Here is a 14305-nt window from a genome sequence, read left to right as displayed (position 1 = left end):
CCCCGGTGGCCTGTAGTGCTAAAATAAGCAGTACAGGCACATCGTTAAAAATCGGGATTGGCCATAGGCCAGCAATGTTGAGTGACGCAGCCGTTTACGGCAGATAAATTTTGAGGTTTTTCAAGGCTATGGCCTTAATAATTGACGACAGCTGTATTAACTGCGATATGTGCGAACCCGAGTGTCCCAACCAGGCAATTGCCATGGGCGCTGAGATTTATGAAATCGATCCGGACCGCTGCACCGAATGTGTGGGCCATTACGACAAGCCTACCTGTGTGTCTGTTTGCCCTATCAACTGCATCGACCCCGACCCGGCGCACCCTGAGACTCAGGATGAGCTGCTGATTAAGTACGCCCGTCTCACCGGCAAGCTCTGACTCAATCCAAGCCCATTTTAGCGGGCTTGGTCGCACGACTGCCGGTGCGCATCACTCCAAGACCAGACAGCATCCCCAGCAACATCACCCCCAATAAAACGGCCAGTACCACGGCCCCCAATCGGGTCAGGGACGAAGTGAGGGAGCTGGAGCCATCGTGGCTGATGACCTGATAAACCAGCATCACAAAGCTGCTCATCAGCAGCTGATACTCTGCCATTGAAGCCTTGTGCTCCAGCGCCAGTGCGCTGCCCCACAAGGCCAGTGCAATGGCAAACAGCATCAACAGCCACCAGTGCATATCCAGCCAAAATGCCAGCAGTAAGGGGAGAGTCAACAGTACGCCCACCGCAGTGGTCCACAGTCTTTGCCGTCCATTGTGGGTCCCGGCCATGGGGTTGGGGTCTTTGACGAGATTGGCAAGGGTGATGGCAATCAGCAGACTCTGGCTGTTATCCGCATCAATCAGCAAAAATATCACCAACAATAAAAACAGTGACTTAACAAAAACCTTAAGCCAATGACTGGGAGTTAGCTCCCAGGCTGTGTCAGCTTCGGCGCCCAATTCTTCCCCTGGAAACAGCCAAAACACCAGATACACCATCACAATGGCGCCCACGAAATTGGCCGCGAGCACCAGCGGCAAATTGGATACTGTCATCGCAAATTGCCAGTGCAATATGGTGACCATGATACCCAGGATCATCATCATCAACCCAACGATATCCTTGGGGTTCAGGTGGATTCTCGACAGGCTGTAGAAGAGCACCGCAAATAAAAACAGCCAGGAGCCGGTGCCTGTTCCCGACAACAGAATGCCGGCAGCATGCTGCACCATGGCGGCGACCACCACCACCATGCTGAGTTTCGACAGCACCTGCAACGAAGGCCGTCCCGGCATCAAAGTGAGCATGATCACCGCAAATACCGACACCAACATGGGCAATGGATTTTCCAGATACTGGAGCACAAAGAGCGGCACCAGCGCGGCAACGGCAATTCTGAGTACTGGATTAGCCCTGCTGGAAAAGCCTTTGAAATACCAAAGGCGAACTCCCAATGCGCGCTTAGGAGACATAAGTCAGCTTACTCCAGCACCACAGCCACAGCTGAGCAAGAACTTCTCCCACGCTGCTTTCTCCTGTGTAAAAAGCCACTGTCACCTGGGAGCCAAAGCGCAACTCATTCGCCATTGGCGCCGTATCGAAGCGAATATGCACAGGGAATCGCTTGGCCTGCTGCTTGCCGGTTTGGGCGGTTTCAAAGCCCGTGGTTTGGTCGATGTTATTGGCCCCGCCACTGCCCCAGCCGATGCTGTCGACCACACCTTCAAATACCCGCCCCGGCAGGGCGTCAAACACCAGTCCAACCTTCACCCCTTTGCGGATATGCTCCAGTGAATTTTCCCGCATCATGGCTGAAATCCATACTTCACGGGGATCGATAAAGGTCAGCGCCGGTTGCCCGGGCGCCATGTATTGACCGGGCGATAGCTGCACATTGGTGACCACACCCCGGGACGGTGCCACTACACGGGTACGTTTGAGGTCCAGCTCTGCCTTCGCCAATGCTGCCATGGCCGCTTTAAGCTCAGGGTTATTCTCCCCTACAGGGCCAAGATTCTGTTTTGCCTGCAATAAAGACGCCTCGGCCGCCGCTAAACTGGCCTGGGCGCGCTGCTCAGCCTCCCTTGCGTTATCCAGCTCTGCCTGGCTGAGCACCCCTCGTTCGGCGAGGGTTTCGACCCGCGCGGCCTGCGCCTTGGCGTTATCCAGCGCGGCACGGGCATCGCCCACCTTGGCCTGTGCAACCTGCACCGCAGCGGTGCTTGCCCCGAGGCTTTGCCCTACCCGCTCCAAATCGGCCTGGGCCTTTTCACGGGCAATTTGATACTGGGATGCATCAATCTCAAACAGCAGCTCACCGGCTTCAACCCGCTTATCGTTACCCACGTTCACCTGCACTATATTGCCCGCTACTTCGGGGGTAATGCGTACCAGATAAGCGTGCACAAAGGCCTGGGTGGTCATGGGTGTCACCCGGTCGGCCCAGAGGCTGTATAGCCAGATGCCGAGCACGGTTAGAAAGAGGTAGGTACTGATTTTTTTGGACGCATTGACAGAATCGGGCATGACAGATTTACCTCCATTTCAATCACATCATGCTAGCGCGCTTCCCCCTGTTGCGCCAACAGCAAACGAGAGTAAGGTCTCAAAGACAAAAGAAAAACGCCCGGTAAAGACCGGGCGCTGACCGCATGCGTATCGACACACTCAGGCCCAGGCTGGCTCGGCCTTTTGCTCCAAAACCACCAGGGCATTGGCCAGCTGGATGAGGCTGGTCTGTACCGGCGCAGGCAAACGGCCCAGGTCGATGGCAAGCAGCATATTTTTTACCATCAACCCCAGCTCAGTATCCCCTTCAATGGAGAGCCTGCGCTGAAAAAACAGCGTATCCGGATCTTCTTTACCCGCGGCAATCAGCAAAAGCTCCCGGGAATTGGCACTGAACTGCACCTGCGGCGCGCCGGGCGGTTGTACTTTAATGGCGCCATCGAAGCTCACCTCAAAACACAGCCCCAAATCTTTTACCTCAATCCCCACCCACTTACCGGAGAGAAAATCCAGCTCACCGGCCTTGGCTTCGTCGGCCATAAGCAGCGACAGCAGGGGGTTAATCAGGGCGGCTTTGGCCGCAAAAGGTACCTTGGACAGTGGCAAACGCACCAATGCAGGCGCGGTTTCCAGCAAATCTTTGGCAAGGCGTGCCGCAAAAGGATAAGGCATGAAGGCTCCTCTATTTTCAGGCCAAACGGGTTCAGGGCATCATAAGCGGCTTTTAGTTTCAGCCTCTTGTCTTACATCAAGTCCCGGGCCGACAAACATGGGTACACTGCGGGCGTTTTTGGATATTTGAAGAGTGTCACACTATGGAGTTGTTGTGTCCGGCCGGCAATCTGGCCGCGCTCAAGGTCGCCCTCAATGCCGGGGCCGATGCGATTTATCTGGGGCTGAAAGATGATACCAATGCCCGCTCCTTTGCCGGGCTGAACTTTACCCCGGAACAGTTAACCGAGGCCAGACGGCTCACCGCGGCGGCGGGGAAGAAGCTCTACCTCACCCTGAATACCTTTCCCAAACCCGGTGAAGAGCAGCGTTGGTATCAGGCGGTGGATTTGGCGGCACGTCTGAAGGCCGATGCGCTGATCGTTGCCGATATCTCGCTGCTGGATTATGCCCACAATCGTTACCCCGACCTGCCGCTGCATCTGTCGGTGCAGGCAAGCGCCACCAACCTCGGGGCGCTTACCCTCTATAAGGACGCTTTCAACATCGAGCGCGTGGTGTTGCCTCGGGTGCTGTCGATGAAACAGGTTCGGGATCTCGCCGCCGACACCCCGGTGGACTTGGAGGTTTTTGCCTTTGGCAGCCTGTGCATCATGGCCGAGGGGCGCTGCCACCTGTCATCCTACGTTACGGGCCAGTCCCCAAATACCGGCGGTTCCTGCTCACCGGCCAAACACGTACGCTGGCAGCAAGAGGGCGATCAGAGCCTGACCCGCCTCAACGAAGTCCTGATTGATAAGGCCTCCCGGCATGAGCAAATGGGCTACCCGGTGGTATGCAAGGGGCGCTTTATCGCCGAAGACAGCGATACCCCGGATTACCTGCTCGAGTCCCCCACCAGCCTTAACACCCTGAGCCTGCTGCCAGAGCTGGCACGTGCCGGAGTGGTATCGCTCAAGATTGAAGGACGACAGCGCAGTCCGGCCTACGTAGAGCAGGTTACCCGGGTGTGGCGCGCCGCCATCGATACCTTTAAGCGCAATCCTGAGCAATATCAGGTTCAGGCCGACTGGGACAGGGCGCTGGGTAAGTTATCCGAAGGCCAAATCACCACCCTGGGCGCCTATGAGCGCCGCTGGCAGTAAGGAGCAAGCACATGAAAACCAGTCTGGGCCCCCTGCTCTATTGCTGGGACAAAACCAAAGTTTTTGAGTTTTACCGGGCAATAGCCGAAAGCGGAATCGAATTGGTGTATCTGGGTGAGGCCGTCTGCAGTCGCAGGCGCGAGCTCAAGACCAGCGACTACCTGACATTGGCCCGCGAGCTGCGGGATGCCGGTAAAGAGGTGGTGCTCACCAGCCTGGCATTGATTGAAGCCGCTGGAGAAGTGACCGAGCTTAAAAAACTGGTCAGTAATGGCGAGTTTATCATCGAAGCCAACGACATGGCCGCAGTTCACCATGCCCGCGAAGCCGCTGTGCCCTTTGTGTGTGGCCCCCATATCAACCTCTATAATGCCGCCAGCATCCGCAAACTGGCCGACTGGGGAATGCAGCGCTTTGTCATGCCGGTGGAGCTTTCCCGTGAATGGCTGGCCGAGGTGCTGAGCCAACTGGGTACGTCGCGGCCCGAAGTAGAGGTATTGGGCTACGGGCACATACCACTTGCCCACTCGGCCCGCTGTTTTACGGCCCGTCACCATGGTCTGGCCAAAGATGGTTGTCAGATAATCTGCAAGAGCCACAGCAAGGGGCTGTTGGTGCAAACCCAGGAATCTCAGCCGCTGCTCAGACTCAACGGCATCCAGACCCAGTCGGCGGCCTGCGTGAATCTGGCCAGCGAATGGCACAATATGGCCGCGATGGGTGTAGATTGGTTCAGGATTTCCCCGAGTGGCATGTCACTGCCGAACCTGGAAACCTCAACCCCACTGTCGGGGAATGAATGTAATGGATACTGGTTTGGGGAAGCGGGATTTAATCAGGCCGTCTGAAGAGCTCGGCTTGCCACAACAGCATGGTGACCAGACTTAACCATTGCAGTGTGGCGGGCCACCAAAACGCTGGCCTTGGATAGGGGGAATAGGCCTCTTCATAAAAGGGCCTGCTGAAGGGCAGGCTCTCCAGCGCCAGACTGGGCAACAGCAAAAAAGCGCTGTTTGCTACCAAGGCCATCAAACAAAGACTCAAAGCCCAAAAGCCGGTTACCGGCGCCTGACGCAGCGCAAGATAGATGCAGTAACACAGGCTTGCAGCTAGCCCCAGAATAAAAAACCATTTCAGGGCAAGGGTATGCAGATGATACACGTTCGATGGAAAGAGTCCTGTCAGGGCCAGAGACAGCCAGGTGAACGCCAGCAGCAGCCATGCCATCATGCCGCCACCGCGTTGAGTGCGCATCCCCTGCAGGCAGCCCAGACTCAGCAGCAAGCCACCGAAGAAGACACCGCCATTGGCGAGCACGGCAAGGGGCGACAGCCCATAGGTGCCAAGCTCTGAAAGGTTGTGATTGAAGGGGCTGAACAACCCCGGATTATCTGCCGAGCTGAAACCCAGCGCCCCCCCTAGTAAACACGCGCACAGCAACAGCATACCGACGGCAAACATTTGCCTGGCGAGCCGGAATATCTTGTGACACTTGTTGCCAGATCCCCTTGGGGTATCGCTAAAGCTCTGGGGCACCTTGTCTCCAATCCTTGGGCAGAATAGTAAAATCACTTTGTTTACCATACAGATAAAAACCGGCCTTTACAGCTAACCGTATGACATTTTTTTAGCTGTCTCACATCCGTATTTCGGTCTGCATGTCTGGAGAAAGTAAAACATATCCCCCTGCGCCCAGTTTCATGTCTGCCAAGGCGTTGGCATCAAACCACAACAACAAGTGACTAATACTTATACCTAAATCGGAGTAAAACCCTGATCAAATTATGGATTACTTATGCTACATTGATCGCCTTTTACCGAACCATAATAACCTCCAGAGCCGACGGCCGTACCTATGTCGAATATGTCGAAACATCGCCCCATAAACCAACGTGAAATTCGCCTCAAACAGGATGACGAGCTGATTTCCACCACGGATTTGCGTGGTGTCATCACTTACGCCAACCCACGCTTTATTCAAATCAGCGGTTATACCGAGCAGGAACTTGTGGGGCACTCCCACAATATCGTGCGCCACCCGGATATGCCAGCAGACGCCTTTGCTGAACTCTGGAGTAAGCTCAAAGCCGGACAGTCCTGGCGGGGCCTGGTGAAAAACCGCGCCAAAGACGGCAGCTTTTATTGGGTGGATGCCTTTGTGTCGCCCATCTTTGAGGCGGGCAAAATCGTCGGCTATCAGTCGGTGCGCCGCATGCCGCAGACACAGTGGATCAATCGCGCAACCCGTATTTATCAGCGTCTGCAGCAGGGTAAGGGCCTGCCACGCCACCTTTCCCTCGGGCAAAAGCGCATTATTTCCGCCCTGGTTGCCACCACGGGCTTAGCCATGTGCGGCTTGCTGTGGGGCCCCGGCGTGATGGTGGCCGGCGCACTCTTGATGGGGATTAATCTTGCCATTTTCTACGATGAGGCGTTTCGCATTCCTGCCCGCCTGATGGCGTTGCAACAGGAGTTCGACTCGGTCAGCCGCCACGTCTATTGCGGCTATGACACCTCCTCGATTCTGGACTTTCAGCTGTTGCTGCAGCAGGCACGCATGCAGGGCGTACTGGGTCGCAGTCAGGATCAGGCGCTGCAATTGCAGCGCATCGCCGAAAACCTGGTGGTCGCCAGCGGACAAACCGAGGCCAGCCTCGATATGCAGCATAGGCAGTTGGAGCAACTGGCCTGCGCCATGGAAGAAATGACAGCTACCATAGGCGAAGTGGCACTCAACAGTCGCCAAACTTCCGAAAAAATTCGTGGTGCCCAGCAGTTGTGTCAGCACAATGCCCATGCCATGTCTGAAAAACGTGTCCGGATTGCAAGCCTTGCCAATGCCGTGGCAGAGGCGGCCAGCAATGCCGAACGGCTTAATCGTGAAGCCGAGAAAGTCGCCAGCGCCATGTCCGAAATCGATGCCATCGCGGAGCAAACCAACCTGCTGGCATTGAATGCGGCCATTGAAGCCGCCAGAGCCGGCGAGCAGGGGCGCGGTTTTGCCGTGGTTGCCGATGAAGTGCGTGCCCTGTCGTCCCGCACCCAGCAGTCCACCATGAGCATTTCACGCAGTGTCGAGCAGATGTTCACCATGCTGGGGAACTGGGCCGAAGAGATGGGCCGCAGCCAGCAGGAAGCAGAAGCCTGTGCCCATGCCATTGCCCAAAGCGTTGATGACATTCAGGATATTCATGTGCAGATAAGCGAAATCCACGACTTCGCGGAACAAAACGCTGTAGCCTCGGCCCAGCAGGAAGCCGTGGTGGCCGACATAAACCAAAACCTGCAGCAGATTGCCCAAAGCGCCAGTGACAACCTCGCCGCCATGAGTCTGGTGGGCAAGGCCACTCTGGAACTGCAATCCAGCGCCGATAAGGCCAGCAGCCTTCGTCAAACCTTTGGCCACTGAGGCATTTGCCATCCAATGAGTGGCACACCCAAGGGTTCACGGGCAGGCGACAAACGCCTGCCCATTTTCAAGAAACCTGCGTTAAACATTTCAAAAACACATTGGCAACACGCTGATTAATATCGATTTAGTACGTGATGTTTCCAATACTCCAGAGTAAGCTATATCCAGTCATTCACCGTCAATAACTATGCTCAAGCTCAAACTTGAACAATATCGGCGGCGAATCGTTTTACAGCGCAGGTCTTAGAGAGTAATCTTGCCCCTCGCCAAATTCCGGCCTGCATGGACATGCACCGGCCGCAAAACAGTTAAACTGCGACTCGACCACGGAATGTGGGGAACAGAGCTTTATTCGCAACAGCTTAAGGTGCCAATACCGTGGCTTCAGAAAAACAAAATCACAACATCAAGACGATACTGACCTTTATCGTCCCCTCCCTGATAGGGCTACTGCTGTTTATGACGCCGGTCAGCTATCAGGATGCCATCACCATCCCCATCGCCATTATTTCAAAAGCCCTGCAACATGCGCTGAGTGATAAGGCGACGGCCATAGTGACGGCGGTGGTGGTTCTGACTACCCTGGTGTCGCTCATCACCAAGGTGGCAAAGCCCAAATTCATTACCGAAAACGGTTTTTTGAATGCGCTGTTCAACGTCAGCCCGATGTGGTTTTTCATCCGTATGCTGGGTGCAGCCTTTATCCTGATGACCTTTGCCGGTGTAGGCCCTGAAGCCATTACATCCGGCAATACCGGGGGGCTGGTACTCAACGACCTTTTGCCCGTGCTGCTCAGCGTGTTTATTTTTGCCGGTATGCTGCTGCCACTGCTGCTGAATTTTGGCCTGCTGGAGCTCTTTGGTGCACTGCTGACCAAAATTATGCGCCCTGTGTTCAACCTGCCAGGCCGCTGTGCCATCGACTGTATGGCCTCCTGGCTCGGTGATGGCAGCGTGGGGATTCTGCTCACCAGCAAACAGTACGAAGGCCGTTTTTACACCGCCCGCGAAGCGGCGGTGATTGGCACCACCTTCTCGGCGGTATCCATTACCTTTTCTCTGGTGGTAATCTCCCAGGTGAAGCTTGAGGCCCTGTTTGTGCCCTTCTACCTGACCGTGTGTCTGGCCGGTATTGTGGCCGCCATTGTAGTGCCCAAGCTGCCACCGCTTTGCTGGAAAAAAGACAACTACATCGACGGCACCCCAAGACATCCGGATGATGAAGTGGTTCCCGCCGGTCACAGTGTGTTTTCCTGGGGCTATGACATGGCACTCGCCAAGGCAGCCGCCAGTGGAGGCGTCAAGGAGACCTTTACCGAAGGCGTGAAAAACGTCGCCGATATGGTGCTGGGGATTTTGCCTGTGGTCATGGCCATCGGAACTGTGGCGCTGATGATTGCCGAATACACACCGATTTTTGATTACCTCGGCATGCCATTTATTCCGCTGCTTGAACTGCTGCAAATCCCGGAAGCCACCGCTGCCTCCAAAACTATCGTGGTGGGCTTTGCCGACATGTTTATCCCATCGATTCTGGCAGCCAGTATCGAATCGGATATGACCCGCTTTGTGATTGCAGCTCTGTCTGTGACTCAGCTGATTTACATGAGCGAAGTGGGCGCCCTGCTGATCGGTTCACGCATTCCGGTCAACCTGCCGGAGCTGTTCGTGATTTTCGTTCTGCGTACTCTGGTCACCCTGCCGGTCATCGCCGGTGTGGCTCACCTGATATTCTGAGCCCGAACCTGAGCATAACAAACCGGCGCCTGGCGCCGGTTTTTGTTTTCAGGCTCGCAACTTTGTTTTCAGGCTCGCATCTTTGTCTTCAGCTTCTACACTTTAACTACTTAATCAAAGGGTTTTGTAAGTGAAGCTGATTCTTTCCTCCCTCATTCTCCTGTGTTGCTCACTGCTTTGCGCCGGTGCATACGGCTATAAACCCGCCTTTCAAACCCTGGAAGCCGAACACGGCTTGTCCATGAATACCGTCAATGATCTGGTCACAGACTCCCGGGGATATCTGTGGATTGCCACCCAGGCAGGGCTCAACAGATACGACGGTAAACACTTTAAAATTTACACCCAAAGCGATGCACCTAGCGGACCATCGGCAAACGATATTTCCTTTTTACATCTCTCCGCCAAGGGGGAACTCTGGCTACTGACCGAAAACGCGGGGATTAACCTCTATCAGCCACTCACAGATACCTTCAAGGTGTTCGGCGCCGAGGCGGGTATTCCCAATGTCCGTTTCACCGGCATCAGCGAAGATACTTCGGGCGCGTTGTGGCTGGCCACAGATAAACTGGGTGTGCTGGAGTTTTCTCCGGATGCAGGCCGGGTGGTCAAGACCCATAAGATAGCGGGCAGCGGTAACGTATTGGGTATCACGGCCGATGGGCGGGGCGGATTTTGGCTTGCCATGTCTGGCGGTGTCTCCCACCTGAAACCGGATGGGCAAACCTGGAGCCCGGATAAGCTTAAAGGCTTAACGGTTTCTGCCATGACAACCGACCCCGCAGGAAACCTGTGGCTTGGCACAGAAAAAATGGAGCTGCTGCGATACCGTCAGGAGGATGACTCCCTGGAGGACTTCAGCAATCTCTTTCCATCAGACATCACCCGGGTTGCCATTGCCGATCTCTTACTGGATGAGCACAGCCACAGTAATCACCGCCACAGCGGGGAAACAGCAAACGCCCCCTCAACCACAGACACCCAGGGACACCTGTGGATTTCAACCGCAGGTGCAGGCCTCGCCGAGCTGGATATTGGCAACCGGCGGCTTGAGCGCTACGAACATTCCCCCGCAGATTACCGCAGCCTCAGCAACCAAACGCTCACCCGCCTGTGGCTGGATGAGGATCAACAATTGTGGATTGGCTCCCGCAGTGCCGGAATTGCCCGTTTGTCGTTACCATCAAGGCAACTCAGGCACATCCATGGCCAGAGCTTTGAGAAAGATAATCTGCAAAACAGCGACATCCGCAGCTTCTTTCGCGACAATCAGGGACAACTCTGGGTGGGCTCAACCGGGGGTCTACTGAGGGCAAAGGAGTCTGTCGAAGGCGAAATATTGGGGTTTCTTCCCCATGATTTGCCTCTGCCGGAGCTGACACAGGCCTTTATCAGTTTTATCAGGGAAGATGACGACGGCCAGCTGTGGATAGGCACCCGAGGCCTCGGTCTGGTGATTATCAGTAAAGACCGGCAGAGTTTCCGGCAATATCGCCACGCCCCCGGCAACAACGCCAGCCTGCCAAGCAACACCCTGTACAGCCTGTTTCGCGATGCTGACCAGCAATTTTGGATAACCACCCTGGATGGCGGCGTGGCGCGCATGGACGTAAACAGTGGCCAGTTCAGCGCCATCGACAGAAGCAACAATAATGTGCTGCCGGAAGATCAGGTGACAGGTATGGCCCAAAGCAAAGATGGCACGCTTTGGATAGCCACCTACGGCGGCGGCCTCGCTATGCTGGATACCCAAGGCCAATACCGGCACTTCAACACGGACTCAACCCCTGCTTTACCCAGTAACCATCTGTTTTCCATTTATATGGAGGATGATGGCAAGCTATGGCTGGCATCAGACAACGGAGTATTTTCCCTCGATACCCAAACCATGGCCGTAGACAGAATCGACAAATCCAGGGGGTTAATAGGCGATGTGGTCTATCTGATGATACTGGATAATCATCACAGGCTTTGGGCCGGTACCGCCAGTGGCTTGAGTGTTATCGACACCCGTACTGGCAAGGTACGCAGTTTTACCAAAGAAGATGGCCTGCAGGACAACGAATTCAACTTTGGTGCCGCCTTTCTCGACCGGGACAACAGCCTGTACCTTGGCGGGATTAACGGTTTCAACCATATACACCCGGAGGATCTGCCAAGACGAGCCCCTCCGAGGGCACCATCGATTCAGAGCCTGATGTTAATGAACCAACCGGCCGCCTTGCCCCAATCCCCCGCTGGCACGGGTAAACCGGCTTCACTGAGAGTCAGTCACACAGACAGCCTGTTTGCCCTTGGCTATCAATCGGCAGCGCTCACCGATGCCGACCAACTCAGCTACGAATACCGCATGCTCGGCCTGGATGACAACTGGTTTAATGACAACAACCTGCAACAGGCCACCTTTACCGGCCTGAGCCCCGGGCAGTACCAATTTGAAGTCAGGGCCAGGAATATCGACGGTGCCCAAAGCCCCATCACGGCCATGGGTATCACCATCGAAGCCGCGCCATGGCAAACCTGGTGGGCCTATGGTCTGTATTTACTTATGGCAACAGGTATTTTGGGGCTACTGCTGTACATGAAATTGTCCAAATACCGCGCCAAAATGGCACTCATGGACAAGATAGCCGTCAGTGAGCAGCGTTTGCAGCAGGCGCTCTCCAGCAGTGGCGATGAGTTCTGGGATTGGGAGATTGCCGCCCAGCGGCTCACCCGCTCCAATACGTATTTAAGCTACCCGCTCCAGGAACTGAATCTGGCCAACACCCTGTTGGCGGTTATTCATCCCGATGATGTCGCCAGCGCCAGAACTGTGATGGATGAGTGCCTCTACCACGGGTTGGATGAATTTGAAGTGAGCTACCGTGGCCGAACAAGTGAAGACCAGTGGCTGTGGGTGCTCAATCACGGCAAAGTCATTTCCCGCGACCAAACCGGCCGCCCCGAGCGGATTATGGGCACCATCAAAAACATTCAACGGCTCAAGGAAGCCGAAGAGGCACTACGACAGCTCAATGCCGGGCTGGAACAAAGGGTTACCGAGAGAACTCAGGAACTGCAGGCCAAAAATGAAGAGCTCAATACTTTGCTTGAGGAACTTCGCCAAACCCGTGACGAACTCTTGGATAAAGAAAAAATGGCCACCCTCGGCGGCCTCGTGGCCAGTATTACCCACGAAGTAAACACCCCCATCGGCATTTCGGTTACTGCGGCTTCCCACCTGCAGGACAGGGTGAGAGAATTTACCGCCGCCTTTGAAAAGGGGGAAGTGGATGAAGATGACTTCGTGCTGTACCAGAGTGAAGTGAATGACTGCTGCAAGCTGATGCTCACCAATCTGGAGCGGGCGGCCAAACTCATCAGCAGCTTCAAAAAGGTATCGGTCGACCAGTCCCATGAAGAGCTGCGGGAGTTCGACTTAAGCCAATACGTGGATGAGATATTTCTGTCCCTCAATCCCTTGTTATCCCGTACCCCTCACAAATACAGCTACGAGTGCGATCCTCAGTTGTTGGTGAACAGCAATCCCGGCATTTTCTATCAAATTATCAGCAACTTGTTTAACAACTCCATTGTCCACGCCTACCCGGATGGCCGCAGCGGTACCCTGCGGCTTACCATCAAGCGAACCCCTGAGGGCATAGTGCTGGATTACCGTGATGATGGCTGCGGTATGAGTCAGGAAATCCAGGACAATATCTTCACCCCCTTCTTCACCACCAAACGCGGCAAGGGCGGCAGCGGCCTTGGCATGAATATCGTTTACAACCTGGTTCATCAGGTGCTCGAAGGCGGCATCGAACTGATTACCGCCCCCAATCAGGGAGCCCATTTCATCATTCGCCTGCCCAAAAGCATGGAGCTGACCCGCCCTCACTAAGCTGTCAGCACATAGCCTGTCATCAGAAAGTCACAGGGCTGTCATTTGTCGGTCAAACCCTTTCCTTAGGCTGTAAGCATCCCAAGGGTTTGGAGCCGATATGGACACCAATAAAGCCGCTTCTGCCACACAGCGCCGCGGAGCACTGGGACACTTTCGCTGCCTGTGGATTTCGGATGTACACCTGGGTACGCCCGACTGCCAGGCCGGTCCCCTCCTTAGCCTGCTTTCATCCTACCATTACGACAAACTCATTCTCGCCGGCGATATCGTCGATCTTTGGGCCCTCAAACGCCGCAGTTTTTGGCCGGAAAGCCACAGACAATTGCTGGAGCTGCTGCTGTCACTGGCTGAGCAAGGCACAGATATCGTCTACGTGCCCGGAAATCATGACGAGTGGTTTCGCCGCTTTCATGGCATCAGCTTTCGTGGCATTCACATCGAGCGCAGTCACAGACACCACAGCCGCACCGGGCTGGACGTACTGACTATTCACGGCGACGATTTTGATGCCGAGATAGCCATAGGCCGTTTCCACGCCCGTCTCGGCGACAACCTCTATGACCTGCTGCTGTGGCTCAACCGGGCACTGCACCGCTGTCGCAAATTGCTGGGTTACCCCTATTGGTCCCTGGCCGGTTACATCAAAGCCAGGGTCAGCAAGGCACAGGCCGCCATCAGCAAGTACCGTGAAGTCGCCCTCAAGCACTGTGCCCGCCAGGGAGCAGACATGCTGGTGTGTGGCCATATCCACCAGCCTGCGCTTATCGAGCAGGGACCATTGATTTATGCCAACACAGGTGACTGGGTGGAAAACACCACCCTGATTGCCGAAACACCCCAGGGAAACTTCCAACTGCTCAGGTGGAACCACGCCGAACACCGGCTGGAGCTGGAGCAGGAAGTGCTGCTCAACAACACAAGCAAGGCCCGCGTAAGGGTTGCCTGAAACAGGACCAGAT

At 55.2% G+C, this 14305-nt stretch carries 11 protein-coding genes; 7 read left to right on the top strand and 4 right to left on the bottom strand.

The window, feature by feature from the left end:
* Nucleotides 1-128 precede the first annotated feature (128 nt).
* Complete coding sequence (locus K0H63_RS05430) at nt 129-380, top strand: YfhL family 4Fe-4S dicluster ferredoxin (RefSeq protein ID WP_203326332.1); 252 nt, start codon at nt 129-131, stop codon at nt 378-380.
* A 1-nt stretch (nt 381) separates the two neighbouring features.
* On the opposite strand, the gene K0H63_RS05425 is transcribed toward K0H63_RS05430, so the two are convergent.
* The 3 genes from K0H63_RS05425 to ubiT all read right to left on the bottom strand — a co-directional run bounded on the left by K0H63_RS05425 (nt 382) and on the right by ubiT (nt 3166).
* Complete coding sequence (locus K0H63_RS05425) at nt 382-1458, bottom strand: DUF2955 domain-containing protein (protein WP_220067060.1); 1077 nt, start codon at nt 1456-1458, stop codon at nt 382-384.
* The gene (locus K0H63_RS05420) at nt 1448-2512 is read right to left on the bottom strand and encodes an HlyD family secretion protein (RefSeq protein WP_220067059.1); all 1065 of its coding nucleotides are present in this window, start codon (nt 2510-2512) and stop codon (nt 1448-1450) included. The genes K0H63_RS05425 and K0H63_RS05420 overlap by 11 nt, the downstream gene beginning before the upstream one ends.
* A 141-nt stretch (nt 2513-2653) precedes the next feature.
* Nucleotides 2654-3166: a ubiquinone anaerobic biosynthesis accessory factor UbiT gene (gene ubiT / locus K0H63_RS05415; RefSeq protein ID WP_220067058.1), complete on the bottom strand. Its 513-nt coding sequence runs from the start codon at nt 3164-3166 to the stop codon at nt 2654-2656.
* Nucleotides 3167-3309: 143 nt separating this feature from the next.
* Here ubiT and ubiU point away from each other — a divergent pair, with 143 nt between their 5' ends.
* Complete coding sequence (ubiU, locus tag K0H63_RS05410) at nt 3310-4311, top strand: ubiquinone anaerobic biosynthesis protein UbiU (protein WP_220067057.1); 1002 nt, start codon at nt 3310-3312, stop codon at nt 4309-4311.
* Nucleotides 4312-4322: 11 nt separating this feature from the next.
* Nucleotides 4323-5159, top strand: coding sequence for a U32 family peptidase (locus K0H63_RS05405; protein ID WP_220067056.1), 837 nt, complete (start codon nt 4323-4325; stop codon nt 5157-5159).
* Here K0H63_RS05405 and K0H63_RS05400 read toward each other — a convergent pair.
* A complete protein-coding gene (locus tag K0H63_RS05400; protein ID WP_220067055.1) occupies nt 5143-5847 on the bottom strand; it encodes a DUF998 domain-containing protein in 705 nt (234 codons plus the stop codon). The two genes, K0H63_RS05405 and K0H63_RS05400, sit on opposite strands and share 17 nt — an antisense overlap.
* Nucleotides 5848-6166: 319 nt before the next feature.
* Between K0H63_RS05400 and K0H63_RS05395 the strand changes: the two genes are divergently transcribed.
* From K0H63_RS05395 to K0H63_RS05380, 4 genes are all read left to right on the top strand, one after another.
* Nucleotides 6167-7720 carry a methyl-accepting chemotaxis protein gene (locus tag K0H63_RS05395; RefSeq protein ID WP_220067054.1) on the top strand — a complete coding sequence of 518 codons (1554 nt, stop codon included), beginning with the start codon at nt 6167-6169 and terminating at the stop codon, nt 7718-7720.
* A 381-nt stretch (nt 7721-8101) separates the two neighbouring features.
* Nucleotides 8102-9460, top strand: coding sequence for a YjiH family protein (locus K0H63_RS05390; protein WP_011759110.1), 1359 nt, complete (start codon nt 8102-8104; stop codon nt 9458-9460).
* Nucleotides 9461-9590: 130 nt separating this feature from the next.
* The gene (locus tag K0H63_RS05385; protein WP_220067053.1) at nt 9591-13343 is read left to right on the top strand and encodes a sensor histidine kinase; all 3753 of its coding nucleotides are present in this window, start codon (nt 9591-9593) and stop codon (nt 13341-13343) included.
* Between the two features lie 100 nt (nt 13344-13443).
* Nucleotides 13444-14292, top strand: coding sequence for a UDP-2,3-diacylglucosamine diphosphatase (locus K0H63_RS05380; protein WP_220067052.1), 849 nt, complete (start codon nt 13444-13446; stop codon nt 14290-14292).
* Nucleotides 14293-14305: the final 13 nt, after the last annotated feature.

Source organism: Shewanella zhangzhouensis, from assembly GCF_019457615.1.
Lineage (GTDB): Bacteria > Pseudomonadota > Gammaproteobacteria > Enterobacterales > Shewanellaceae > Shewanella > Shewanella zhangzhouensis.
Note: the sequence above shows the minus strand (reverse complement) of the source record. Positions and strands in the feature narration are given on the sequence as shown.